General features: G+C 62.6%; 25 protein-coding genes and 1 tRNA gene. 19 read left to right on the top strand and 7 right to left on the bottom strand.

Annotated elements, in window-relative coordinates; all coding sequences use genetic code 11:
* Positions 1-125: 125 nt before the first annotated feature.
* From V1286_RS32550 to V1286_RS32535, 4 genes are all read left to right on the top strand, one after another.
* Complete coding sequence (locus V1286_RS32550) at positions 126-764, top strand: RraA family protein (RefSeq protein WP_334486860.1); 639 nt, start codon at positions 126-128, stop codon at positions 762-764.
* 67 nt (positions 765-831) lie between these two features.
* A complete protein-coding gene (locus V1286_RS32545; RefSeq protein WP_334486857.1) occupies positions 832-1,200 on the top strand; it encodes a dimethylsulfonioproprionate lyase family protein in 369 nt (122 codons plus the stop codon).
* Between the two features lie 69 nt (positions 1,201-1,269).
* Positions 1,270-2,229, top strand: coding sequence for a Bug family tripartite tricarboxylate transporter substrate binding protein (locus tag V1286_RS32540; protein ID WP_334486854.1), 960 nt, complete (start codon positions 1,270-1,272; stop codon positions 2,227-2,229).
* Between the two features lie 200 nt (positions 2,230-2,429).
* Positions 2,430-2,506 (top strand) — tRNA-Arg (locus V1286_RS32535).
* A 545-nt stretch (positions 2,507-3,051) separates the two neighbouring features.
* Here the strand turns inward: V1286_RS32535 and V1286_RS32530 are convergent.
* Genes V1286_RS32530 through V1286_RS32510 form a run of 5 tightly spaced genes read right to left on the bottom strand, consistent with a single transcriptional unit; the run spans position 3,052 to position 8,479 of the window.
* Positions 3,052-4,602 carry an ABC transporter substrate-binding protein gene (locus V1286_RS32530; RefSeq protein WP_334486851.1) on the bottom strand — a complete coding sequence of 517 codons (1,551 nt, stop codon included), beginning with the start codon at positions 4,600-4,602 and terminating at the stop codon, positions 3,052-3,054.
* A 33-nt stretch (positions 4,603-4,635) separates the two neighbouring features.
* A complete protein-coding gene (locus V1286_RS32525) occupies positions 4,636-5,625 on the bottom strand; it encodes an ABC transporter ATP-binding protein (protein ID WP_334486848.1) in 990 nt (329 codons plus the stop codon).
* Positions 5,622-6,635, bottom strand: a complete 1,014-nt coding sequence (locus tag V1286_RS32520) for an ABC transporter ATP-binding protein (protein WP_334486845.1) — start codon at positions 6,633-6,635, stop codon at positions 5,622-5,624. Before V1286_RS32520 ends, V1286_RS32525 begins: the two co-directional genes overlap by 4 nt.
* A 9-nt stretch (positions 6,636-6,644) precedes the next feature.
* Complete coding sequence (locus V1286_RS32515) at positions 6,645-7,520, bottom strand: ABC transporter permease (protein WP_334486842.1); 876 nt, start codon at positions 7,518-7,520, stop codon at positions 6,645-6,647.
* 17 nt (positions 7,521-7,537) lie between these two features.
* Positions 7,538-8,479: an ABC transporter permease gene (locus tag V1286_RS32510; protein ID WP_334486840.1), complete on the bottom strand. Its 942-nt coding sequence runs from the start codon at positions 8,477-8,479 to the stop codon at positions 7,538-7,540.
* Between the two features lie 185 nt (positions 8,480-8,664).
* Between V1286_RS32510 and V1286_RS32505 the strand changes: the two genes are divergently transcribed.
* Genes V1286_RS32505 through V1286_RS32480 form a run of 6 tightly spaced genes read left to right on the top strand, consistent with a single transcriptional unit; the run spans position 8,665 to position 14,111 of the window.
* Positions 8,665-9,702, top strand: a complete 1,038-nt coding sequence (locus V1286_RS32505; protein WP_334486838.1) for a LacI family DNA-binding transcriptional regulator — start codon at positions 8,665-8,667, stop codon at positions 9,700-9,702.
* A complete protein-coding gene (locus tag V1286_RS32500; protein ID WP_334486835.1) occupies positions 9,695-11,137 on the top strand; it encodes an amidase in 1,443 nt (480 codons plus the stop codon). Before V1286_RS32505 ends, V1286_RS32500 begins: the two co-directional genes overlap by 8 nt.
* A 32-nt stretch (positions 11,138-11,169) precedes the next feature.
* Positions 11,170-12,183, top strand: coding sequence for an aldo/keto reductase (locus V1286_RS32495; RefSeq protein ID WP_334486833.1), 1,014 nt, complete (start codon positions 11,170-11,172; stop codon positions 12,181-12,183).
* A complete protein-coding gene (locus tag V1286_RS32490; RefSeq protein ID WP_334486831.1) occupies positions 12,180-13,034 on the top strand; it encodes an amidohydrolase family protein in 855 nt (284 codons plus the stop codon). Before V1286_RS32495 ends, V1286_RS32490 begins: the two co-directional genes overlap by 4 nt.
* Positions 13,028-13,471 carry an RbsD/FucU family protein gene (locus tag V1286_RS32485; protein WP_334486829.1) on the top strand — a complete coding sequence of 148 codons (444 nt, stop codon included), beginning with the start codon at positions 13,028-13,030 and terminating at the stop codon, positions 13,469-13,471. Before V1286_RS32490 ends, V1286_RS32485 begins: the two co-directional genes overlap by 7 nt.
* 1 nt (position 13,472) lies before the next feature.
* Entirely contained in the window at positions 13,473-14,111 is a 639-nt protein-coding gene (locus V1286_RS32480; RefSeq protein ID WP_334486826.1) for an ABC transporter ATP-binding protein, read from the top strand.
* A 17-nt stretch (positions 14,112-14,128) separates the two neighbouring features.
* Here V1286_RS32480 and V1286_RS32475 read toward each other — a convergent pair whose 3' ends face one another.
* Positions 14,129-15,028, bottom strand: a complete 900-nt coding sequence (locus tag V1286_RS32475; protein WP_334486822.1) for a LysR family transcriptional regulator — start codon at positions 15,026-15,028, stop codon at positions 14,129-14,131.
* A 171-nt stretch (positions 15,029-15,199) separates the two neighbouring features.
* Between V1286_RS32475 and V1286_RS32470 the strand changes: the two genes are divergently transcribed.
* The 4 genes from V1286_RS32470 to V1286_RS32455 all read left to right on the top strand — a co-directional run bounded on the left by V1286_RS32470 (position 15,200) and on the right by V1286_RS32455 (position 19,351).
* A complete protein-coding gene (locus V1286_RS32470; protein WP_334486820.1) occupies positions 15,200-16,564 on the top strand; it encodes an FAD-dependent oxidoreductase in 1,365 nt (454 codons plus the stop codon).
* A gap of 1 nt (position 16,565) precedes the next feature.
* Entirely contained in the window at positions 16,566-17,843 is a 1,278-nt protein-coding gene (locus V1286_RS32465) for an aconitase X catalytic domain-containing protein (protein WP_334486817.1), read from the top strand.
* Entirely contained in the window at positions 17,840-18,259 is a 420-nt protein-coding gene (locus V1286_RS32460; RefSeq protein WP_334486814.1) for an aconitase X swivel domain-containing protein, read from the top strand. The genes V1286_RS32465 and V1286_RS32460 overlap by 4 nt, the downstream gene beginning before the upstream one ends.
* 75 nt (positions 18,260-18,334) lie before the next feature.
* Entirely contained in the window at positions 18,335-19,351 is a 1,017-nt protein-coding gene (locus V1286_RS32455; protein WP_334486811.1) for an ABC transporter substrate-binding protein, read from the top strand.
* A gap of 207 nt (positions 19,352-19,558) precedes the next feature.
* Here the strand turns inward: V1286_RS32455 and V1286_RS32450 are convergent, their stop codons facing one another.
* A complete protein-coding gene (locus V1286_RS32450; RefSeq protein ID WP_334486808.1) occupies positions 19,559-19,999 on the bottom strand; it encodes a MarR family winged helix-turn-helix transcriptional regulator in 441 nt (146 codons plus the stop codon).
* A 252-nt stretch (positions 20,000-20,251) separates the two neighbouring features.
* Here V1286_RS32450 and V1286_RS32445 point away from each other — a divergent pair, with 252 nt between their 5' ends.
* From V1286_RS32445 to V1286_RS32425, 5 genes are read left to right on the top strand one after another with little or no spacing between them, the layout of a single operon-like run.
* Positions 20,252-21,343, top strand: coding sequence for an amidohydrolase family protein (locus V1286_RS32445; RefSeq protein ID WP_334486806.1), 1,092 nt, complete (start codon positions 20,252-20,254; stop codon positions 21,341-21,343).
* Positions 21,340-22,443: an amidohydrolase family protein gene (locus V1286_RS32440; protein ID WP_334486805.1), complete on the top strand. Its 1,104-nt coding sequence runs from the start codon at positions 21,340-21,342 to the stop codon at positions 22,441-22,443. Before V1286_RS32445 ends, V1286_RS32440 begins: the two co-directional genes overlap by 4 nt.
* The gene (locus tag V1286_RS32435; RefSeq protein WP_334486803.1) at positions 22,443-22,856 is read left to right on the top strand and encodes a Rieske (2Fe-2S) protein; all 414 of its coding nucleotides are present in this window, start codon (positions 22,443-22,445) and stop codon (positions 22,854-22,856) included. The genes V1286_RS32440 and V1286_RS32435 overlap by 1 nt, the downstream gene beginning before the upstream one ends.
* A 54-nt stretch (positions 22,857-22,910) precedes the next feature.
* On the top strand, positions 22,911-23,933 hold the full coding sequence (locus V1286_RS32430) for an ABC transporter substrate-binding protein (RefSeq protein WP_334486800.1): 1,023 nt from the start codon (positions 22,911-22,913) through the stop codon (positions 23,931-23,933).
* 9 nt (positions 23,934-23,942) lie between these two features.
* Positions 23,943-25,709 carry an ABC transporter permease gene (locus V1286_RS32425; protein ID WP_334486798.1) on the top strand — a complete coding sequence of 589 codons (1,767 nt, stop codon included), beginning with the start codon at positions 23,943-23,945 and terminating at the stop codon, positions 25,707-25,709.
* Positions 25,710-25,713: the final 4 nt, after the last annotated feature.

Here is a 25,713-nt window from a genome sequence, read left to right as displayed (position 1 = left end):
CGGTGACCCGACGCAATCGGTTCAGCGCGCACTTCGCGTAACGCGGAGCCGGCTGCCGATGTTGCGCCGGCGGTCGGAATGGCAGAAAAAAGCCCGGCCTAAACACAAGGGGGGAAACAGTCTTAATGAGCATCACCACGGCCATGACGAGCGTGCCGAAGCCTGCGCCCGAGCTGATCGAAGCGCTCAGGGGCGCGCCGACCTCTGTGATCAGCGACAACCTTGCCCGGCTGCCGGGCGCCGTAGGCCTGCGGCCGTTCCATCGCGGCAGCAAGCTGGTGGGCGTCGCGTTCACCGTGCGCACGCGGCCGGGCGACAATCTTGCGATCCACCGGGCGCTCGAACTGGTCGGGCCCGGGGACGTGATCGTGGTCGATGGCGGCGGCGACGAGACGCGGGCGCTGGTCGGCGAGATCATGAAGACCATCGCTGAGTATCGCGGCGCTGCCGGTTACGTGATCGACGGCGCGATCCGTGACGTCTCGGCTTTCGCTGCATCCGACTTTCCCTGCTTTGCGCGCGCCGCGATCCATCGCGGGCCCTACAAGAGCGGTCCGGGCGAAATCAACGTGCCGGTATCCATCGGGGGCTCGGTGATCTCCCCCGGCGACATCGTGGTCGGCGACGAGGACGGCGTGGTGTCGTTTCCCGCCGCGACGGCAGCCACCGTGCTGGAAGCGGTTCGCGCCCAGATCGCGCGCGAGGAGCAAACCATCATCTCGATCCGCGAAGGCCGCTACCAGGGCAGCTACGGCAAATCTTGACGGATAAGTCCTGATCGCTGCGCGAAGGCGCCAAGGAGCACTTCAAGAAGCACTTCAAGGAGAAACGATGAGTCAGAAGGACGAATTTCATAATCTCGACAATCCGCATGATGGCCTGTTGCGCGAACTCGCGTCCGGCGTCACGACGCGAATCTTCTCCGGCGAGCATGCGATGCTGTCGGTGGTGACGCTGGCGCCGCACGCGCAAGGCACCCTGCATCATCACCCCGAGGAACAATGGGGCGTGCTGCTCGATGGCTCGGCCATCCGGGTTCAGGGCGGTGAGGAAATTCCGGTCAAGAAGGGCGATTTCTGGCGCACGCCGGGAAATGTGCCGCACACCATGCGGGCTGGACCGGACGGCGCGCGCGTGCTTGACATCTTCAGCCCGCCGCGGCCCGAGTACAAAAAGGCCGGGTCCGGCTTCGGCACTTAAGGTTCGGCACTTAAGACAAAGTCTGCGAAAAAACAAAAAAGCGCAGCCACAATCGGGAGGAGACACTTGGTGAAGATTACCAGACGCAATCTGCTTGCGGCTTCGGCCGCGTTCGCGGTGACGCCGGCATTGGCGCAGCCGGCCAAGAACATGACGCTGGTGGTGCCGTTCCCACCGGGAGGCTCCACCGACGCGCTGGCGCGCTTGCTGCAGTCTCACCTGCAGACGAAGCTCGGCCGGACCGTGCTGGTGGAGAACAAATCCGGCGCGGCCGGCTCGCTCGGCGCCGTGCAGGTCGCCAAGAGCGCGCCTGACGGCGCGACGTTCCTGGTGACCTTCGACTCGCACGCGGTCATTCCCTCGATCCTCGAAAAGCCGGGGCTGGATGTCGAGAAGGATCTGGTGCCGGTGTTTCTCGTGGGCACTGCGCCTTACGTCCTCGCCGCAAACGCCGAGCGGCCGTACAAGACCTTTGCCGACGTGGTCGCTGCGTGCAAGGCAAGTCCCGGCGCGGTGAAATACGCCTCTGTCGGCATCGGCACGCTCGGCCATCTCGCGATGACGGTGCTGGGCAAGAAGGCCGGCGTGGAGATCACGCATGTGCCTTACCGCGGCGGCGGCCCGGCGATGAACGACGTGCTCGGCGGCCATGTCGACATGATCATCGGGTCGGCGGCTCTGGTCACGGCGCAACTGGGCACCAACAGGCTGCGGCCCATCCTGCAAATGGGACGCGAGCGGATGGCTGTGCTCAAGGACACGCAGACCGCGATCGAGGCAGGCTTCCCCGATTTCGAGACGCTGGCCTGGTGGGGCGTTTTCGCCCCAAAGGACACGCCGCCCGACATCATCGCCGGCATGGCGAAATCGGTGAAAGAGATTCTGAGCGAGCCAGCGGTAGCGACGCAATTGCAGGAGACGCAGCAGATGACGCTGCTGCTCGCCGACGGCAAGGAGTTCTCGACGTTCTTCGCCAAACAGGTCAGCATCTGGGGCCAGGTCGTGCGGGAGAATAATATCAAGGCGTAGGCCGCTAGGCGAAGCCCGGCATGCAAGCTGGAGCCGTCGGTGGACGGCTCCTTTGATTTTCGCGATCAAATATCCCGAGCGTCCTCCGACGGAGGAACCCGGCCTTGTTCAATGTGGCCCGAGAACGGTCCGGAGGGCTGGCGATGACGCGCCCGCTTTGGTATGAAGCGGTCAAGTACCCGCCTACGCAGCGGGTCCGCGGTCCCGTAGCTCAGCCGGATAGAGCGACGGTTTCCTAAACCGTAGGTCGGAAGTTCGAGTCTTCCCGGGATCGCCAGCGCTGGTGCTGCGCTTAACGCAATAAAATCAACGGCTTCTTGTCGGTCCTCAATTTGTTCTTAATCGAAAATTCGCGTTGCATCGCTGATTCCGTACGCTCCGCTGGCTCCGTGTAGTTACGAGGGGTTACGCAGCGTACCGCCTGCTTCATGCAACACCGATGCAACACGCGCCGCGTTCTTGCTGGGTTCGTCCACTCCGCTCATGACGCGGCTTTCGATTCTCTTTAGGGCTTCCTTGTCGTTGTCTCTGAGGTCGAAGAGATATCCGTAGGTGGTAGCGAGTTTTCAAGCGAGACCGACCCCGGATAAGCTCCGGGGGCGGTATCCGGATGATAATATCGTGTCTGCATCGCGTGCCCGGTCATTTAGTATTCATTGGTGGCGGCACGCCTGATGCGCGGGCGAAAATTCCAAGTACGTTCGATAAAAGAATGTCCGCTTCTGACTGGTCATGACCGCTGAGGTGGGGCAAAACGGCCGGAGCTTTGTTCACAGGCTCCTGCCCGACGCAGCGGCGATGCCACCTTCGATGTGCCGCCGATCACCTGCCGCGGCCGACGCTCCAGTAGACCGGGATGCCCGCACTGAGCAATCCGGTGAGATCCTTGCGGTAGCCGCGGACCAGATAAAACTGTCCGACCGGGACATAGGGCACGGTCTCGACGGCCCGCAGTTGGACCGCACGCGCATTGGCCTTGCGGCCGTCGAGATCCGGAATCATCGTGAATTCCGCCCGCAGCTTCTCGATGGCCTCGTCGCACGGCCAGCCGAACCAGGCCTTTTCGCAGTTCGAACGCAGCGCCAAATGGCCGACCGGCTCGAACATGTCCGGCGCCGCGGGCCCTGACATGAAGGCGGACCAGCCGCCTTGCGCGATCGGGTTCTTGTTGGCGCGCCGCGTCGACAGCGTCGGCCAGTCCATCGCTTGATAGTCGACGTTCAGCCCGATATCACGCATCGCCTGCGCCACCACGAGAGTCTGCGGATGCAGCGCAGTTTCGGTGGCATCGAGCAGCACGATCGGCGACCCGTCGTAGCCGCTTTCCTTCACCAGTTGCTTCGCTTTGGCCGCATCCGGCTTCGGCCAGCCGGCGTCGGTGAAGTAGGGCGAATCGCACATGTAGAACGAGGGGCAGCTGGTATAGAGCGAGGCGTCGTCGACATAGGCGCGCAGCGTCTGCTCCTGATCCACCAGATGGAGGATCGCCTGGCGCAGTTTGGCATTGTTGAACGGCGGGATCGCCTGGTTGAGCCGCATCACGCCCTGCAGCGCGGCGAGTTTGGCGATGCCCACCTTGGCATTGCCTTTCAGTAGCGTCATCATGTCCGGAGGAATCTCTTCAAAGATGTCGATTTCGCCGGCTTGCAGCGCATTGAGCGCGGTCTGCGCGTCAGGAATGATCACCCATTCGACGCGGTCGACATTCGCCACCTTGCCGCCGGCCAGACCGCTCGGCGGCTCCCGGCGCGGCACGTAGGTCGGCGCCTTGACATAGACCACCCTCGAACCCGGTGACCACTCGTCACGTTTCATCATGAACGGACCGGATCCGATCGGATCCTTCACCGCCTCGTTCGTCGGCGTTTTAGCAATCCGCTCGGGCATGATGAACGGCACCATGGAACTCGGCTTGCCGAGCGCTTCCAGCACCAGTCCCCAGCGATCTTTGAGCGTGAGCTTGACGGTCCTGGCGTCGACGGCCTCCAGCGAGGCGGTGTGCGCCGTCAGTTGCTGGCCGAGGCCATCTAGTTGGCCCCAGCGCTTGAGTGAGGCGACGACGTCGGCGGCGGTGACCGCTGCACCGTCATGAAATTTCAGATCGTCGCGCAGCACGAACGTCCAGGTCAGACCGTCCGGTGCGGTAGCGAAGCTTTCCACCATCTGTGGCTTGATGGTGCCCTTCTCGTTCTGAGCAAACAGCGTGTCGTAGATCATGTAGCCGTGATTGCGGACCATGTAGTCCGACGTCACCATCGGATCGATGGTCTTGAGATCACCGAAGGGCCGCACCTTCAGGACGGTTTGTGCCCATGCCGGCACGGCCGTGACGGCCAATGCCGCCGCGACGATCACTCCCAGAGTTCTGTTCATTGTGGTTTCTCCCTTCACACGACTTTGTCATTTTCATTGATCGGCTAGTGCGGATGTCTGTCGTTCGACATGGTGGCAAGCCACCCGATGACCGTCGGCTTTCTCCTCGAGCGGCGGCGGCCGCTCGGCACAGATCGCCGTCGCCATCGGACACCTCGTTCGAAACCGGCACCCGGACGGCAGCGCGCTGGCGCTCGGAATCTCACCCTGCAGCAATGCGCGCCGGCCGCGCCGGCTCGGATGGGTGACCGGAACGGAGTCCAGCAGGGCCCGTGCATAAGGATGCCGCGGATTTTTGAAGAACGCATCGCGGGAGGCGATTTCGACGATGGTGCCGAGATACATCACCGCAACCGTCGTGCTGATGAATTCCACGACGCTCAGGTCGTGGCTGATGAACAGGTAGGCCAGCCCCAGGTCGCGCTTGAGGTCGGCCAGCAGGTTGAGGATCTGCGCCTGGATCGACACGTCGAGCGCCGCGACCGGCTCGTCGGCGACCAGCACCGCAGGATTGAGTGCCAGCGCGCGCGCGATGCCGAGGCGCTGTCGCTGCCCGCCGGAAAATTCGTGCGGGAAGCGGTCCCATTGATGTCGCGCCAGCCCGACGCAATCGAACAGCGTTTCGATCCGGCGGCTGAACGCGGCATCATCGACCGCACCGAAGTTGATCAGGGGCTCGGCGACGATCTGGCGCGCGGTCATGCGCGGGTTGAGCGAGGCGAACGGATCCTGAAACACCAGTTGCACGTTGCGGCGAGCCCGGCGCAGGCTTTCGCCTGCCATATGCGTGACGTCTTCACCCCTCAAATGGATAGTGCCCGACGTCGGATCGGTCAGCCGAAGCACCAGCCGCGCCACCGTGGACTTGCCGCAGCCGGATTCGCCGACCAGCGCCAGCGTCTCGCCCTGCGCCAGCGAAAACGTGACGCCATCGACGGCGCGAACCGCCCCTTCGCCGCCGAACAGACCGCGGCGAAATGTAAAATGCTTTGTCAGCCGATCGACCTCGAGCACAGCTGTCATCGCGCGGGCCCGGCATTTGCCGCGACGGCAGCGATCTCCGGATGCCAGCAGGCCACCAGATGCGACGGTGCAAGCGGCTCAGCGAACGGCTCCGCGGCGCACTGCTCGGTTGCCAATGCGCATCGTGGCGAGAAGGCGCAGCCGGCCGGAACCGCAATCGGCGCCGGCACGGTGCCCTTGATCTCGGTCAGGCGATCGACCACCGCGCCGCCTGCCTGCCGGGACAACCGCGGGATCGAGCGCATCAGGCCGCGCGTATAGGGATGGCAGGCATTGTCGAACAGTGACACCACGTCGGTCTGCTCGACGATCTTGCCGGCATAGAGTACGGCGACGCGATCGGCGATCTCGGCCACGACGCCGAGATCGTGGGTGATGAAGACGATCGCGGTCCCGATCTCGGCACGCAGCTCCGCCATCATTTCCAGGATCTGCGCCTGAATGGTCACGTCGAGCGCCGTCGTCGGCTCGTCGGCAAGCAACAGCCTGGGCCGGCAGGCCAGCGCCATGGCGATCATCACGCGCTGGCGCATACCGCCGGACAACTGATGCGGATAGGCCGCAAGCCTGCGTTGCGGATCGGGAATCCGCACCTTGTTGAACAGTTCGAGCGCGCGGGCGCGTGCCGCAGCGGACGACACGCCTTCATGGCGTTGGACGCCTTCGGTAATCTGATCGCCGATCGTCATGACCGGATTGAGCGACGTCATCGGCTCCTGGAAGATCATCGCGAGGTCTCGTCCGCGCACGTGGCGCAGCGCAGGCTCGTCCAGCGCGGCAAGGTCGACGCCGCCAAGACTTATCCGCCCGCTGTCGATGCGCGCGCCACGCGGCAGCAGCCGCATGATCGCAAGCGCGGTCAGACTCTTGCCGCAGCCAGATTCGCCGACGAGGCATAGCGTTTCGCCGGCCGCCACCTCGATCGACAGATCGCGGACGATCGGGCACCAGCCGTTGGCGGTCTGGACCGAGACGTTGAGCTGCTCCACCGAGAGCACCGGCTGCTGCATCGCCATCCCCTAGCGCCGTGACCGCGACAGGCGCGGGTCGAGCGCGTCGCGCAAGGCATCGCCGAGCACATTGACGGTGAGCACCAGCAGCGCGAGACACGCGCCGGGGAATGCGATCATCCACGGCCCACGCTGCAGATACTGACGGCCCTCCGCCAGCATGTTGCCCCAGCTCGGAATCGTCGGCGGCGTGCCGGCGCCGAGGAACGACAGCACCGATTCGACGATCATGGCGGAGGCGAATACATAAGTCGCCTGCACGATGACCGGCGCGGCGATATTGGGTAGCACGTGCCGCCACAGCAGACGGGACAGTTTGGTCCCGTTGGTGACGGCGGCTTCAACATAGGGCTGCTCGCGAATCACCAGCACCGAGCTGCGCACGATGCGGGCCATGCGCGGGATTTCGGCGATGCTGATCGCTACCACCACATTCTGGATGCTGGAGCCGAACAATGACATCAAAGCGATCGCCAGCAGAATGCCGGGGATCGCCATGATGCCGTCCATCAACCGCATGATGACATTATCGATCCGACGCAAAAAACCCGCAAACAGACCGAACAGAAGACCGACCGCAGTCGTCACTACTGCCACGAGAATACCGACGGTCAGCGAGATCCGCGTGCCGTTCAGCGTCCGCGATAACGTCGAGCGTCCGAATTGATCGGTGCCGAACAGGTGCTGCAGGCTCGGCGTGCGCAGACGCTGCACTGGATTGAGCCGCGTTGGATCCGGCAGCACCAACGGCGCCAGCAGTGCAGTGACGATGAACAGCAGCAGCACCGCGCCCCCGATCAGGATCACCGGGTGTTTCGCGAGGAACGATGTGATCCTGCGAACGACACTGGAGCGATTGCGCGCGGCGGCGGCCGTATCGGTCATGGTGCCTGCCATCGACATCAGTACCGGACCCGCGGATCGAACAGCACGTAGCTGAGATCGACCAGGAGATTGATCACGACATACACCGAGGAGAACACCAAGATCAGACCCTGAACCACCGGATAGTCGCGGCGCTGAATGGCGTCGGTGGCGAGCCGTCCAAGTCCCGGAATATTGAACACGGTTTCGGTCACGACCACGCCGCCGAGCAGCGCGGCCATCCCGATGCCGATCACCGTGACGATCGGGACCGCGGCATTGCTTAGCGCGTGGCGGATGGTGATGCGCGCCGGCGTCAGCCCTTTGGCGTTCGCAGTGCGAATATAATCTTCCGACAACACTTCGAGCAGGCTCGCGCGCGTTACTCGCGCCAGCAGCGAGGCATACAGCAGCGCCAGTGTGATACCCGGGAGGATCAGGCTGTGCAGGCAGGCAAGGGCGCCTTGCGATAGCGGCACGTAGCCCTGGGTCGGAAACCAGCCGAGACTGAGTGCGAACACGTAGACCAGCAGAAACGCGATCACGAACACCGGCGAGGAAAACCCGAGCACCGCGAAGGCCATCACGACACGATCGGCAACACCGCCGGCACGCACTGCAGCCAGCGTGCCGAGCGGCAGCGCGATCGCGATTGCAAACACGATCGCAACCAGCGCCAGCATCGCTGTCGGCTCCAGCCGTTGGCCGATCAGGCGAGTGACCGGGATATCGGAAAACACCGAGCGGCCGAGATCGCCCCTTAGCAACTGGCCGGCCCATGCGAGCAACTGGTCGACCATGGGCCGATTGAGCCCGAGCTGCTCGCGAACGGTTTCGATCTGTGCCGAGGTCGCCTGGTCGCCGGCAATCATGATGGCGGGATCGCCGGGTGTAATGCGCAGCAGGAAAAATACGAACAGCGCCACGAAGATAAAGACCGGCACGGTGGAGAGCACACGGCGAAGCGCGTAGCCGGTCATGGCCGCCCCACCGCTATCGCACCCGCGCGGCTGCTGTGAGCCAATGCCTCCTCCTCTTCCTTATTGTATCGTTTCAATTTAATGTTCCACAAATCCGAAATGGTATCAAGCGCATATTTTGCTTGCAGAATTGAGTCTCTTGAAGGAATGTGATCTTTGAATTTTATCGTTTCAAAGGGGCGCCGATGGCGACTATCCGCGACGTTGCCCAGCTCGCAAACGTGTCAGTGACCACCGTCTCCAACGTCCTCAACAATCCGAACAAGGTTAGCCCCGAGCTCCTGGCGCGGGTACGGGCCGCGGTCGACAAGCTCGGCTACGCACCCCATGCGGCCGCGCGCAGCCTGCGCAAGCGATCCAGCGGGCTGCTGGGCCTAGTCGTCGGCGACATTACCAATCCGTTTTTTTCCGAGCTGTTCGAAGCCATTGAGCTCGCCGCCGCGGCGCGCGGCTTCTCCGTCATCCTTTGCAATTCGAACGAGACCACCGAACGCGAGGAAACCCATTTGCGGATGCTGCGCTCGCAGCGCATCGACGGCCTCATCCTTGCACCGACGGGAACCGCATCAATGAATCGCGCGGCCTTGCTCGCCGCGCTCGAAATTCCGGTCGTGCTGATCGACCGCGCCATGGAAGGGCTCGGCTATGACGCCGTAGTGCTCAACAATCACCGTGCCGCTTATGAGGCGACGTCCTATGCGATCGGCTGCGGCCATCGGCGCATCGCGCTGATCAATGGCCCGAAGACGGTCCGCACCGCCGCCGATCGTTTGCAGGGCTACCGGGAAGCGCTGCTGGCGGCCGGCCTTGCGCTCGACCCCGCCTTGGTGAGGGACGCCGGCTTTCGCGAGCAGTCCGCTTATGAAGCCGCGCTTCAGCTGTTGCGCAGCGACCAAAGACCAACCGCGATCTTCACGGCCAATAATCTGATGACCATCGGCGTGCTGCGCGCCATCGCTGAACTCGGTCTCAGTTGTCCCGACGATCTTTCGATTATCGGCATCGACGATCTTCCCTGGGCGGAGGCCGTCGCCCCGCGTCTCACCATGGTCGCGCAACCGGTTCGCGCCATGGGCGAGACCGCGCTCGAGCTGCTGGCCCATCGCATTGCCGGCACTCGTCTCGGCCCTGGAACCACCACGGTGATGGAGCCGCGGTTGATGGTCCGAAAGTCCTGCGCCGCTCCTGCGTCAATGCCCAACGCCGAGGATGCCGATGTCTGAAGATCTCATCAAGCTCGGCGCGCTGGCCGCGCATCGGCTGCTCGCCAGCGGCGAGGTGACGTCGGTCGAACTCGTCAGCGCCGCGGCACGGCGGATCGCCACCGTCGAGCCTGCGGTCAACGCGCTGCCCACGCTATGCCTGGAGCGCGCCCGCGCGCAGGCGCAGGCCGCCGACAGGGCGCGTCAGGCAGGGCAAAAAACACTGCTGGGCGGACTGCCGATCGTCGTCAAGGACAACAATGACGTCGGCGGCGTCCGAACCACTGGCGGGACGCCGATCTTCAGGACGCGGATCGCCGAGGTTTCGGATCGCACCATCGCGATACTCGAGTCCAACGGCGCTATCGTGCTCGGCAAATCCAATCTGTCGGAACTCGGCGGCGCCCAGACTACCAACGCTGTGCACGGCACCACACGGAATCCCTACGACACCCGTCTCACGTGCGGCGGATCATCCGGCGGTGCGGCGGTAGCCCTTGCCACCGGCGAGACGTGGCTCGCGCACGGCAATGATCTCGGCGGCAGCCTGCGGATTCCGGCGGCGTTCTGCAATGTCACCGGGCTGCGCCCGACGCCAGGCCGGGTGCCGCGCAAGCGTCTCGCCAATCCGTTCGATACCATGGCGGTCGAAGGCCCGATGGCCCGCGATGTCGCCGATCTCGCCTTGATGTTCGATGCCATGGTCGGCTTCGATCCGGGCGATCCGCTGACTTCGCCAAACTCTGAGCCGCCATTTCTCGATGCGGCGGCATCGCCGTATAAGCCGGACCGGCTCGCGGTGTCGGTCGATCTCGGCGAACTGCCGATCGGCGATGATATCCGCATCGCCATGGCCGAGCTGATGCGCCTGTTCGAACGCGCCGGCATCACGGTTGCAACGGATTCGCCCGATGTCGCGGGCGCCATGGACGCTTTTCTGGCGTTGCGCGGGTCGAGCTTCCTCGCCGCATGGGATCCGTTCATGGCGGAATACCGCAGCCAGTTTCCCAAGCCGGTGATGGAGGATATTGAGCGCGGCCGGCATCAAGCCGGCGCCGCGCTTGCCGCTGCCGAGCGCTATCGCGCCGAGCTGTTCCGCCGCACCATCGACTTTCTCGATACGCACCGCTTCCTGGTCTGTCCCGCGACCCAAGCCATGCCGTTTCCGGTCGAGACCCTGTTCCTGGCAGAGCTCGAGGGGCGCAAGCTGTCGACCTATCTCGACTGGATCTCGATCACGGCGATCTGGTCGCTGACCGGCTGTCCGGCGATTTCAGTTCCGGTCGGCTTCTCCAAGGACGGCCTTCCGATCGGCATCCAGATTCTCGCCCATCCGCGTCGCGAGGCCGATCTCTTTCATCTTGCCGCCTGGATCGAGCGCGAAATCGGGTTGTCCCGTGTGCCGATCGATCCGCGATCCTCGACGCGAACACAATCAGGGATGATGGGGATTTGACTGTAACACCGGCTACTACTGGCAATACCTGCTTGCCGATACGGCCGCTTGGCCGCACCGGGCTGAATGTCAGCGCGATCGGGTTCGGCGCGGCCCCGATCGGCGACCTCTATGCGTGTCTCGATGAGAGCGAGGCCATCGGCGCGGCGGCAACGGCTATCGATTCCGGCATCACCCTGTTCGATGCAGCCCCGCTCTACGGCCACGGCCTGGCCGAACACCGTTGCGGCACCGCGTTGCGCAGTCACCCGCGCGGCGGCTTCGTGCTGTCCACCAAAGTAGGCCGCTGGATGGATCCGTCGAAAGGGAAGGGCGATCGTTCAGGATATGTCGGCGGCCTGCCGCACGCCGCGGTGATCGATTACTCCTATGACGGAACCATGCGTTCGTTTGAGCAGTCGCTGCTGCGGCTCGGCCTTGACCGCATCGACATTCTTCTCATTCATGACGTCGATGTCTGGACCCACGGCGCGGCCGCGATCGAGCGGCGTTTCAAGGAGGCCATGGACGGAGCCTATCGCGCTCTCGACCAGCTTCGCAGCGCGAAGGTGATTTCGGCCATCGGCGTCGGCGTCAATGAAGCCGAGATGTGTGAGCGCTTCGCTGAGGCCGGCGACTTCGACGTCATGCTGCTGGCGGGGCGCTATTCGTTGCTGGAGCAGCCGGCGCTGCAGAGCTTCCTGCCCACCGCCGAGCGCAAGGGCTTGGGCGTGCTGCTCGGAGGCGTGTTCAATTCCGGCATTCTCGCAACCGGCGCGCGCCCCGGGGCGCACTACAATTATGCCGTGGCACCGCCGGCGATCATGGCCCGCGTCGAACGGATCGAAGCGGTATGTCATGCGCACGGCACCAAGCTCGCCGACGCGGCGCTGCAGTTTCCGCTCGCCCATCCCGCTGTCTCGAGCATCGTGTTGGGGGCGACGTCGGCCCAAGAAGTGCGCCGGAATATCGCCTCGCTGTCGCGCAAAATTCCGTCCGGCTTGTGGTCCGATCTCAAGGCGGAAGGATTGCTCGAGCCCCACGTTCCGGTTCCGGTTTCGCCATGACACCACGGATCGACGCGCATCAGCATTTCTGGCACGTGGCCCGCGGCGACTACGCGTGGCTGACGCCCGCGCTCGGCGCGATCTATCGCGACTTCAATCCCGAGGATCTGGCGCCACATCTCGCCGCGCATGGAATTGCAGCCAGCATACTGGTGCAGGCCGCACCGACGCATGCCGAGACTACCTTCCTGCTCGATCTTGCGCACAAGACCGCGTTCGTTGCCGGCGTGGTCGGCTGGACCGAATTTACCGCACCCGACGCCGATGCCACGATCGCAAGACTCGCCGCCGATCCGCTGCTCGTCGGTCTGCGTCCGATGGTGCAGGACATAGCCGACGATGATTGGCTCACGCGCCCGCAGCTCGCGCCCGCGTTCGACGCCATGATCGCGCATCAACTAGTGTTCGATGCGCTGCTCAAGCCCCGGCATTTGCTACGGCTCATTCCCGTGCTCGAACGGCACCCGCAGCTGCGTGTCGTTATCGATCATGCGGCCAAGCCCGCTATCGGGGGTGGCGCTGGTGCAGCATGGCGGAGCGACATCACCGCCGTCGCGCAATTCCCGAAGATCGCCTGCAAACTCTCCGGCCTTGTCACCGAGGCGCCGGCCAACTGGACTGTCGACGACCTGAGGCCCTATGCCGAACACCTCCTGACCTGCTTCGGCGCCGAGCGGCTGATCTGGGGCAGCGACTGGCCGGTGGTCAATCTCGCCGCGGACTATGGCCGCTGGATCTCGACTGCCGAGCAATTGATGGTCGGACTCGACACGTCCGCGCAATCGCGGGTGTTCGGCGGCAACGCCGTCGGCATGTACCTGTCTCATCGTGGAAAGGCCATCGCATGCTGAAGGGAATCGATCCGATCCTGACGCCCGACCTGTTGTGGCTGATGGCGTCGATGGGGCACGGCGATGACCTGGCCGTGGTCGATGCTAACCATCCGGCCGAGCGCATCGCCCGCGCGTCGGTCACCGGCCGCCTGATTCGGCTGCCCGGCCTGCACCTGCCGCAGGTGATCGGCGCGATTCTGGGAGTCCTTCCGCTCGATGCGTCGGAGCCGGATCCGATCCGTGTCATGATTGATACGCGCGAGCCCGACAAAACGCCGGAGGTTCATGGCGCTGTACTGCGGGAGATCAACCGCGGTTCGGACCAGACCATTGTGTTCGGAGAGATCGAGCGGTTTGCATTCTATGATAGCGCCAAACGCAGCTTCGGCATCGTGCAGGTCGGCGACACACGCAGTTTCGGCTGCTTCCTAATTCGGAAGGGGACGATCAAGTAGTGTGCTGAACACAGAAGTTTCAGCGCCTGTCCGTTGCGGGTCAATCGCCCGGCGTTCGCTGGTTCTTGCCACGGCTGGCGCGTTGCCCGTCGCGTCCGGCGATGTGCTGATCGACGGCAGGCCGATTGCGGGCCTCAGGCCCGAGCAGGTTCGCCGCCTCGGCGTGGCGGCGGTTCCCGAAGGCCACCACGTACTTGGCGAACTATCGGTCATCGATAATCTTCGGGTCGCCGGTCATCATCTGCCGGGTCGCAAGCGCGAGGACGGCATTGAGGCGGCGCTCGATACGTTTCCCGAGCTTCGCCAAAAGCTTGACGCACGTGCGGGATCGCTCTCCGGCGGTCAGCAGCAAATGGTCGTACTTGCCCAGGCCATCGTCGATCGCCCGCGCTATATCCTTGCGGATGAATTGTCGTTCGGCCTTGCTTCCGTGATCGTAGCCCGGCTGGTTCCGGCGATCATTCAGCTCGCCGCAGATGGCGTCGGCGTATTGCTGATCGAACAGTTTACGCATATCGCGTTGCGAATTTCTCATCGCGTCCATGTCATGGAGCGGGGATGTCTTCGCTTCTCCGGCGAACCCGAAGAGTTACGGCAGAATCCGGATATTCTTCATAGCGCGTATCTCGCGGCGAATTGATGTGCCGTGGCGGCAGGTCAGTCGTGCGGCCTCCCCAGCGACTGACCAAAGTGTGCCTTCAGGGCGTCAACGAAGCTGCGGACCGCCGGGCGGTCCAGACGGTTTCGCGGTACCAGCGCCTTGACCCAGAATTCCGGGACAGGGTAGTCGGCGAGGACGGGTACGAGCTGCCCACTCGACAATGCAGGCTGGGCGATATGCCTGGCGAGCCGCGCGATGCCCATCCCGGCGAGCGCCGCGCGCAACAGCAACTGGCTGTCGTTCGCACTCAGCCGGGCCTTGATCTCGACATTGATCTGGCCGCGGCGGCTCTCGAATCCCCAACTCAATCCGGTCGTTGCGAAGGTGAGGCAGTCGTGCTGGACCAGATCGCGCGGGTGGTTGGGCTCGCCGCAGCGAGCAAGATAGGACGGCGCGGCGCACAGCACGCGAGGATACGCGCAGAGCGGGTCGTCGATGACCCCCGGATAAGAGGTCGGCAAGGCGCCAATTGCGATGTCGAAGCCTTCTTCTACCGGGTTAACCGAGCGATCGAGCATGACCAGTTCGACGCTGATCTTCGGATTGGCAAGCTGGAAGCTAGTGAGTACGTCGCTTAGGCTGACGATGGCGATCGTCGTAGGCGACTTGATACGCAGATGTCCTTCGATTTCCTGCGACGAAAGCCCCGATTCGAGGAAGATATCGTCGAGTTGGCCCACCGCCGCTCGCAGCCGCGCCAGCCGGATCTCGCCTTCGGGTGTCAGGCTGACCCGGCGGGTGGAGCGCTGCAACAGCCGCACATGCATCTGATCTTCCAGGCGATCGATGCGCTTGCTGATGACCGAGGGCACGACACCAAGCTGTCGGGCTGCGGCAGTCAGGCTGCCGGTTTGCGCGACCAGCAGAAAGGCCTTGATATTCAATACTGTATCCATGGATGGCTCCGAGGACGCGGACAGTGGCGATACCGGTATTATTCGCAAATCGAGAAAACTGTACCACAAAAATAGCAGATTTATTTCCCGGTTCCGAAAGCGCAAAACGAAGCGGCCGGTCAATCCGGCAAGAAGACTTCTGACCGGACCGGTCCAGGGAATTTCCATTGCATGGGTGCTTCATCCACTTCGTTTCGCACCAAGGCCTCGACGGCGACGCGCACGGTCGTGCGAAGCGGTTCGCGGCCGCTGCAACGATCGGCCGACATCTGTGTGGTGGGCTCCGGCATCGCCGGTGTTTCGGCTGCCATCGAGGCGGCGAGGCTCGGCAGAAAAGTGCTGCTGATCGACGGTCTCCCGGTACTCGGAGGTCAGGCCGTCAACTCGATCGTCGGCACCATCTGCGGCATGTTTTCCAACGGCAATGACGGTTACCAGGTGACCTACGGCATTGCCGAAGACATCATCCGCGATCTGTCCGGGACCGGCGCGATCCATTACCGGCAGGGCGTGAACAACATCATCATCTATGACGAAGTCGCGCTCGGTCGATGGATCGAGAAGACCATTCACGAGGCCGGCGTCGATGTCCTGCTCGGCGCCGTATTGCGCGAGGTAGAGGTCCGCGATCGCCGCATCAGCGCGCTCAATCTGGCGACGCGGTACGGCGATGTCCGTGTCGAAGCCACGGGCTTCGTCGATGCCAGCGGCGACGCCGCCCTGGTCTGGCAGGCTGGCTTTCCCTGCCGGGAGCCGGCCGATGGCCCGGTGTTCGGCACCCAGATGGTCGTGCTGGAAGGAATCGACGAGGCCAATGTGCCGAGCCGCGAGGAACTGCCGGCGCGGATGCGCGACCGCGCCGAGCATTACGGCCTCGTGCGCCGGGAGGGATTGAGCTTCATCATTCCTGGCCGCGGTATCGCTGCCATGAACATGACGCACATCGAAACGCCGCTCGATCCGTTCGAGATGTCGAACAAGACGCTGGAAGGCCGCGATCAGGCTGACCGTGCCGTAGTGTTCCTGAAGAACGAGTTCCCGAAAGCCTTCGGCGAGGCACGCGTGCGTGCCTATGGTTTTCCGGGCATCCGCCAGACCCGCTGGATTTGCGGTCGCCAACAGCTCACCGTTGAGGACGTCGTCAACGGCCGAAAATTCGATGATGCGATCGCGCGCACGGCCTGGCCGATCGAGTTGCACGATTCCGGCATCGACCACGTCTGGCGGCCGTTCGGCGCGGACCATATGCATTACGTGCCGTTCGGCTGCCTCACGCCTGCGGATGCGGACAATGTGGTGGCGGCGGGGCGCTGTATCGATGCGGACAATGCTGCGCTCTCCAGCGTCCGGGTGATGGGGCCGTGCATCGCCATGGGGGCTGCCGCGGCCCATGCGCTTGACCTCGCCGGCACCGGAAGCGTGCATCAGATCGACATGTCCGAGCTTCGTCACCGCCTGCGGGACAATCTCGAACGTGCTGACAGTGGCCACGAGGTGGCGCGCACTATCCGTCCCTTCAACAAGGCGAGCGCCTGACATGAAGCTTACCGATGTCGAGCAGAAGATGCTGGACGGCGCCGAGGGCGCGGCGGTCCAGAAGGCCATGGACCTGCTGGTCCGCTACGGCGAGGCGCTTGGCGCCGAGCGGCTGGTGGAGACCAACAATGTCTGCGGGACCTTTGTCGCTGCCGGACCGATGATTCGCGAGTTCGCCAGCCAGGGCAGCGATGCGATCTTCTCCGAGTTCAATCTGGACAGCACCGAACGCGTCGCGATGCCACCGGTGAAGGCTTACACCTGCCATCTCGTAATGGGCATCGACAGCGAACATCCCGAGATGCGTCAGGCCTCCGAAGAAGCAATTCGCGTGCAGAAGGAAGGTGAGCAGTTCTTCGGCGCAAAGGGCGTCAACATGCTTTCAACCTGCACGCCCTATCAGGTCGGCAACGTACCGTTGATGGGCGAGCATTGTGCCTGGATGGAGTCCTCTGCAGTGATCTACTGCAACTCGGTGCTCGGCGCTCGCACCAACACCGAGGGACGCGAGAGCACGGGCGCCGCCAGCATTACCGGGCGCATTCCCTATTTCGGCCTCCATATTCCGGAGAACCGCGCGGCCAGCCACCTCATCGACGTTCAGATTCCCGTCGATGACATGATGGACTGGGGGCTGCTGGGCTACGCGATCGGCGAGATGGTCGAAGAGGATATTCCGGCATTTCGCGGCCTTGCGGCCCAGCCCAGTCAGATCAAGCTGAAGCATTTTGGCGCCGCCGCGGCCTCATCCGGTGGGGTCGAAATGTATCATATGCCGGGCGTCACGCCCGAGACGCGATCGGAGGAAGGTGCCTTCGGCGGTCGACCGCCGCGCGCTACCTGGGTTTACGGGCCGCACGAGCGACGCACGGCCTACGAAAAACTGAATTCGACGGCGAACTCGTCCGACGTCGATTTCATCATGCTTGGTTGTCCGCACAACTCCATCGAGCAGGTGTGGCAGGTCGCTCGCCTGCTGGAGGGCCGGCGAATCAGCCCCAATACATCGCTCTGGGTATTTACCCCGCGCGCCTTGAAGGAAGTCGCCGACCGCAGCGGCTATACCGATGTGATCAAGGCTGCCGGAGGACATGTCCTGAGTGACACCTGCCCGGCGATCTCGCGCATCATGCCGAAAGGCACCAGGGTCGTCGCGACCGACTCGGCGAAGCAGGCGCATTACCTCCCGGCCATCACTGGCGTTCAGGCCTGGTTCGGCTCGGTGGCGGATTGTGTCGAAGCGGCAGTGGCCGGACGCTGGACGGGAGGACTGCGATGACCGCGATCGTTCTGCACGGCCGCAAGGTGGTGGGCGGCATCTCGGAAGGCGAAGCCCTGGTGACGCGCGAGACCATTTCGGGATGGGGCGGCATCGATCCGCGCACGGGCAAGGTGGTCGAGACGAGGCATGAGCTATGCGGCGTCTCGTTCAAGGACAAGATCCTGGTGTTTCCAGGCGCCAAAGGTTCGTCCGGATGGTCGCAATATTTTCACCTGGCGCGACTCGCCGGTACTGCGCCAAAGGCCGTGCTCTACAACCGGACCACGACCAAGGTTGCGCTCGGCGCAGTGGTCATGCGGGTGCCGGCGCTGACCGACTTCGATCGCGACCCGCTGTCGATCATCGAGACCGGCGACTGGGTCAAGGTCGATGCCGATCGCGGCATCGTGGAGATCACCAAGAAGCGCGCTTAGGGGTTTGGGCCGGTCTTGCCGGTATCGCGCTGCAGTGCCTCCGGAAGAGGGTGTATCGCGCAAAGGAGGGGAGAAATGTTCAGAGTTGCCTTACATTTCACGACGACGGTCATCGCGTGTTTTGTGGCTGCGTCGGTGGCGTGGAGTCTGGAAGCCGACGACGCTGCCCTGGTCGCCGCTGCAAAGGGGGAAGGCAAGCTGACGCTCTACACCTCGTTCCTCGGCGCGCCATTTCACATGAGCGCGATCAAGAGCTTCGAGAAGAAATACGGCATTGCCGTCGAATTGTTGGACGTCAGGGCCAGCGAGCTCCGCGAGCGGTTGCGGACCGAACAGGCTGCCGGGCGTTTCATCGGCGACGTCGTCCAGACCGGCGCGGCGACCATGGTCCGCTCGCTGCGCGATGGCGAATTGCAGCCGCACGGCGGCATTCCAAATGCGCGACGTCTGTCGCCGCGGCAGCCGGCGACTGACGTTATAGTCCCAAGCTACATCCTCGCTTACGGCATTCTCGTCAACACCATGCAGGTCAAGCCTGCCGATGAGCCGCAAAGCTGGAAGGATTTGCTGGATCAACGTTGGAAAGGGAAAATCCAGTCCGATGACATGCGCGCGCTTGGTGGCGGGCAGGTGATGTTCTCGGTGCTCGAGGACGCGTTCGGACGCGACTATCACGAGAAACTCGCCGCCCAGCAACCGATCTTCAGTCGCGATGTCGGCAACGACGAGCGGCGGGTGGCGCGCGGGGAGTATCCATTGCGTGTGCCGCAGCTGTTCTCCAACATGGCCATGCTCAAGGGCTTGCCAGTCAAGTTCGTGCTCCCCCAAGAGGGGGTTCCCTATATCCGCTTCGATATGGCGCTGTTGAGAAACGCTCCACACCGCAACGCAGCGCGGCTGTTCATCAACCACTATTTGAGCGACGAGGTGCAGCTGATCTATGCGAACGCCGGCCTGATCCCGGTCGTCGACAAGCTTGACGGGCCGGTGAAGGAAGAAATGAAGACGATGACCAATGCGAAGTTACTCGGCACCACCGACGTCGACACTCAGGATGCGATGATGGCGCTGGCAAAGGACATCTACAAGTAACGCCAGCAACAGTGGCCTCGCGGATCGGAAGTATGGGCTGCACGTATCGCACAACGTCATCACGCCGGTCGCGTTCAGCGGGGCTCTCCGTTGATCGGTAAGTCAGTCCTCATAGACGCAAGAGAAAAGCAGGGACCATGAAGATTGTGATGGCGTCCATCATTGTTGCGGCCCCGACGCTGTCGATCCCTGTGACACAGCGGTGCTTTAGTGATCCCAGTCCGCGCCATCCAGCGCCTGTGACAATTGGTGCAGAAGGGCGTTCAAGCGGTCTTTGTCGGCGGCGGCAAAATCCTTGAACAGGCGCGCTTCCCGCTCGCGTGAGACCTGTGCCAGCTTTGCCGTGAACTTGCGTCCCTCCGCCGTCAATTTTGCAATCGCGGCCCGACCGCGGGATCGGGTCTGTTCAACTGAAACGAGCTTCCGCTCCTGGAGAAGTGCAAGGCTACGACTCGCGGCCGCCTTGTCGACATCGGCAGCGTCGGACAGCTCGCTCACATTGAGAGATTCGATGCTGTTGAGCGTCATCAGCAGGCGCCATTCCACAGTGCTGATGTTCCAGGCGGCGCGGTAGTACGCCATGGCACCTCGGCTCAGGCGCATGCCGATCGTGGACATAAGTACCGCGACGTGGTCGCGCGCCAGCATTCCGGCGACACGCGAGCGGCCGGGCGTAATCTCCCTAACCGGAAATCCCTTGCTCGGGGGCATACCTGGTCTCCTGAAAAGTCCGATCCCTGCGAGAAGAAGGTCTATTCGGTTCGCATTGATTCAGATCAAATGTTTCTTGACAGATCATTTATTGATTGATCAACATAAAGGCAATCTCCGAACTGCCAATAACAGTGCCCTGGAGAGTGCATGGTAGGAAATCGCCTCGACGCGTCCCCCGGACGTGTCATGACATATGCCGGTGCGATTGACTGCGATCTTCATTCCGCCGTGCCCGGGATGGGCGCGCTCATGCCCTATCTCGACGACTATTGGCGCGAGATGGTCTCGGTGCGTGCACTCGACCGTCTGAACCTGAGCCTCACCAGCTATCCCCAGAACACGCCGCTGTCGTGCCGTCCCGACTGGGCGCTCGATCAGGGAAGAAAGCCAGGGTCGTCGCTCGAAGCGATGCAAGCGCATGTCCTGAATCCCTTTCGGTCGCGCTACGGCATTCTCAACTGCCTGTATGGAGCCCAGGTCTTTCACAGCGAGGACATGGCTGCTGCATTCTGCCGAGCCACCAACGACTGGATTTGCGATGAATGGCTCAATCGCGATTCGCGATTGCGCGCTTCCATCACGATCGCGGCCCACAACACCGAGCTTGCGGTCGCGGAAATCGAGCGGCGCGCCGGCGACCTCCGTTTCGTACAGGTGCTGATGCTGGCGTCCGGGGAAGTAACGCTCGGCCGGCGGCAGCTCTGGCCGATCTACCGGCTGGCGGAGCGCCTGGGGCTCGCTATCGGCATTCACGCGGGTAGCGCTTACCGCTATGCGCCGACCGCCGCAGGCTGGTCTTCCTATTATGTCGAAGACTACATCGCTCAGTCCTGCGCCTTCGAAAGTCAGTTGCAAAGCATGATTTCCGAGGGCGTGTTCGCGAAGTTTCCGAACCTGAAGGTCGTTGCGATCGAGTCCGGCCTGACATGGCTCAGCGGATTTATCTGGCGTGCGGACAAGACGTGGAAGGGTGTGCGAGCGGAAGTTCCGTGGGTGACTCGTGCGCCATCGGAAATCATTCGCAACCACGTCCGCTTTACGGTGCAGCCGATCGATGCGGCGGACGAAAGGGACGCGATCCTGCGGCTGACCGATCATCTGAAGTCAGATGAGCTGTTCCTGTTTTCGACGGACTATCCACACTGGCAGTTCGACGGCGATGCCGCGTTGCCGGACGGGCTGCCCGTTCCATTATTTCGCAAGATCCTTTGCGAAAACGCGCTCGCTACCTATCCCCGCTTGGCCAAGGCCGATCATGCTCTGGAGCTTGCCGAATGAGCACCATCGAGATGGAGCGCAGTCCACCCGCCAAATACCGGTTGCGGGTGATCGATTGCGATATTCACCCCGCGATGACATCGTGGACCGAGGTTCATCCCTATTTGGAGAAGCGGTGGATCGAACATCTTTCCGTCTATGGCAGTCATCTGCGTCACGCCTTTTCCGAAGCGCTGTCGCATCCGCGCATGTCGCCGGACGCGGCGAGGATCGACGCCTATCCCGACGAAGGCGGCCCTCCCGGATCGAGCCTTGAACTGATGAGGAAACAGCATCTCGATCCGAACGGGGTTCAGGTTGGAATGCTGATACCGCTGCGCTGGAATCCGGGCAGCCAGAGGAATCTTGATTTTGGCGCGGCGCTCACACGGGCGATGAACACATGGCAGGTGGAGCGCTGGGTGAAACAGGAGGCTCGGCTGCGGGCCTCGGTCCTTGTCGCGCAGGAAGACACCGAAGCCGCTGTAGCGGAAATCGATGCGCGGGGAGGCGATCCGAACTTTACGCAGATCCTGATCCTTCCGCGAACCGACGAGCCTCTCGGACGCCGTCGCTACTGGCCGATCTATGAAGCGGCGGTGCGTAACAATCTGCCGATCACGATTCATGTCGGTGGCACCAATGGTCACCCGTCCACCGGCGGCGGCTGGCCGTCCTACTACATGGAGGAACATCACGCCGTCGCACAGACCATGCAAGCGGTCCTGACCAGCCTGGTATTCGAGGGCGTCTTCGAGCGATTTCCGAAGCTGCGCGTCGTCATCATGGAGGGCGGGTTGGGCTGGATTCCGTCGCTGAGCGCGCGGATGGACAAGCACTGGTCCCGCTTGCGCAGCGAAGTGCCGCATTTGAAGCGGCCGCCCTCGGAATATGTTCGCGAGAACGTGTGGTTCAGCACGCAGCCGATGGAGGAGCCGGGAAGCGCTGCCGAACTGATCGACCTGTTTGATCGGATCGGCTGGGACCGCCTGCTGTTCTCGACGGATTATCCTCATTGGGATTTCGACGATCCGCGCTACGCCTTCAAAGCCAACCTCAGCGAGGCACAACGCGATCAGCTCCTTTACGCCAACTCAAGCAAATTCTACGGGCTGGGGTGATGGCGCGGCATATCGTTGCAACCGTCGATGAGATAGCGCCGGGCCAGCGCAGAGTGGTGAGTGTGAACGGTCGCGAAATCGGCATCTTCAATGTCGACGGAGAATATTTCGCCGTCGGCAACCGCTGCCCTCATGAGGGGGCGTCGCTGTGCAAAGGACGCGTCGTCGGCCTCGTCGAAGCCAGCGAGCCGGGCGCCTATCAGTACAGCCGGCGGGGCGAACTCATTCGTTGTCCCTGGCATGGCTGGGAATTCGATCTGAGAACCGGGAAGTCATGGTGCGAACCCGATCGCACCAAGGTGCGGAGCTACGAACTGAAGGTGGAACCGGGTGGGGCGCTCGTCGAAGGCGAGCTTCGGGCCGAGACGTTCCCGGTCTCGATCGAAAAGCAATATATCGTGGTCGAAGTCTAGGCTGATCGCACCGGTCAGTTGACAAAAAAGATAACAATCCGAGGGAGGAGTGAAGTGTTGGTCAAGCCAGGGATAGCCAAAGCTGCGTTGGTCGCTTGCCTTGCCGCTCTCGTCGTGCCCGCGCACGCTGAAGACGCGTCGTGGGATGCGGTCGTCAGTGCCGCAAAGAAGGAAGGCAAGGTCGTCGTCTACAATATGACGCTTGGCGCGCCGTACTTTAAGGAGGTTTTGAAGTCATTCGAGACGAAGTACGGAATCTCTGTCGAGAGCCTTGATCTGCGCGCGAGCGAACTCGCCGAGCGCATCCGGACCGAACAGGCAGCCGGCCGTTATCTGGGCGATGCCGAAATGATCTCCTCGACGATGATCGAGGAGCAGCTCAAGAACGGCGATTTCATCCAGAAGCTGCCGCCGATCCCGAACACCGCCAACCTGCGGCCTCCGTTCAAGGCCGACGACCACAGCGTACCCGCTTTCGTCCAGCCCATGGGTATTCTGATCAATACCAGGCTGGTCAAAGATGAGGACGTTCCCAGGAGCTGGGACGATCTCACCAGTCCGAAGTGGAAGGGCAAGATCCTGTCCGACGACATGCGACCGCTCGGCAGCGGTAACGCGATGTTTTCGATTCTGCAGAAGAGCATGGACGCCGACTTCAACGCGAAGTTGGCCGAACAAAAGCCGGTTTTCAGCCGCGACATGCGCAATGACGCCCGCCGCGTGGCTCGCGGGGAATACCCGATCTACATCCCGCAGATTTTCGCTTTTGCATCGGATCTCAAGGGGCTCCCGGTCAAGATCGTTATCCCCAAGGAAGGGGCGCCTTACGCCCGGATGGACCTCGCGGTCTTGAAGAATGCGCCGCACCCGAACGCAGCCCGGTTGTTTATCCAGCATTTTCTCAGCGTCGATTCGCAGTTGATCTACGCTAATGCGTGGATGCTGCCCGTGGTAGCCGGCGCCGCCGAACGTGCCGATCCCGAGGCGCAGCCGTTCGTGAACGCCAAACTGATTGGTCCCGCGACGCTGTCCGAACGGCCTTCGATGATGGGGCTGGCGAAAAAGCTCTATCCCTGAATCCGTGGCATGAGCATTTCAGCGGAAGATCGAGCGGACAATCTCAGGGCAATGCCCGCGACGCCGGGCCTGTCTTGGATTGGGCGACTGCTGCAGACGACTTCGGCAGGGCGAGTCGTTGCCGTCACCTTTCTTGTGGTGCTTCTGACCTTCCTCTCCGTCTATCCGCTGTCGATGCTGCTTTACGGGAGCCTGCATTCGACTCCGCCCGGCATGGCGGGCACGTTCAATCTGGATGGCTATCTCCAGATCTTCACGCAGCAGAACGCGGTGACGCTGCTCAATACCGTTGGCATAGCGTTCGCCAAGACCATCCCCTCGCTCGTGCTGGCCGTTCTATTGGCCTGGATTCTTGCGCGGACCGACACACCAATGCGCGGCACGCTGGAGGCGCTCATCACGCTGCCGTTCTTCATCCCGCCGATTCTCACCGCGATGGCGTGGGGCATGCTCGGCAATCCTCAGGTCGGCTTGCTCAACCAAGTTTACCAATGGGTAACAGGATCGAATACCGCGCCGATTAACGTCTACTCGTATGGTGGCGTGGTCTGGCACATGATGCAGTATTCCGTGCCATTTCTCTTCCTGCTCATCGTCGATGCGTTCCGTGCGATGGATCAGAGCCTCGAGGAGGCGGCGCGGATGTGTGGCGCGTCGCGACTGCGGACGTTCTGCACCGTGACGCTGCAACTCATGTTGCCGGCGCTCACCGGAGCTGCGATCCTGAGCTTCATTCGCGGAATCGAGAATTTCGAATCCCCGTTGTTTTTTGGGACGCCGGCCGGCATCCGGGTCATTACCACGGATATCTACGACTCGATCAATCAGAGATCGCCGCCGGAATACCAGTATGCAACCGCCGTCAGCTTCGTCATCATGGCGCTATTGTTCCTGATCGTGCTGCTGCAATGGCGCATTTTGCGCGGCCGCAGCTTCCAGACCGTGACCGGCAAGGGCTATTCGCCGACAGTCATGAAGCTGGGAAGATGGCGATGGGTCACCTTCGCTTTCTGCCTTCTGTTCTTCTTCGTAACCGTCATTCTGCCGGTAGGACAGCTCCTGATCGGATCCTTCTTCAAGTTCTTCGGCTTCTATCAGCAAGACATGCTGACGCTCGAACATTACAGGGCGGTCTTCGGCAGCGGCGACTTCTGGCGAGGTTTCAGCAACACGATGCTGCTGGGCTTTGTCGGAGCCACTTTGACCATGCTGCTCGGTGGGGCGGTCGCTTACATCTCCGTTCGCACCAAGTGGCGCGGGCGCCGTCTCATTGACGCAATGGCCTGGTTGCCGTGGATGATGCCGGGCATTGTTCTTGGCGTCGGCTTTCTGTGGGGCTTTGCGCTGCTGCCCCATGCGATCCCGATCTACGGCACGATCTGGGCGCTATTGCTGGCCTATATCTCCCTGGGGACGCCACTCTCCGTGCGGATCATGTCCAGCGCCTATGCCCAGCTCTCGTTCGATCTCGAGGAGTGCTCCCGCGTGCACGGCGGGAGCTGGCTGCAGACGATGGGGCGTATCGTGATTGCGCTGGCCTGGCCGTCCTTCGCGGTCGGCTGGGTCTTGTTGTTTTTCGGGATCATGCGCGAGCTCAGTGCCTCCGTTCTGCTGTATTCCGTCGGTTCGGAAGTGCTGTCCGTCGTGCTGCTGAAGCTCTGGGCCAACGGCAATGCTGAACAGGTCAGCGTGATCGGGCTGATCATGATGGGCATGGTGATCCTGTTCAGATGGGTTCAGCTCAAGGTCATCAAGAGCCGCATCAATGCCTTGTGAACGG

The sequence above is a fragment of the Bradyrhizobium algeriense genome (genome assembly GCF_036924595.1).
GTDB lineage: Bacteria > Pseudomonadota > Alphaproteobacteria > Rhizobiales > Xanthobacteraceae > Bradyrhizobium > Bradyrhizobium algeriense.
This window is presented reverse-complemented; position numbering and strand designations above follow the sequence as displayed.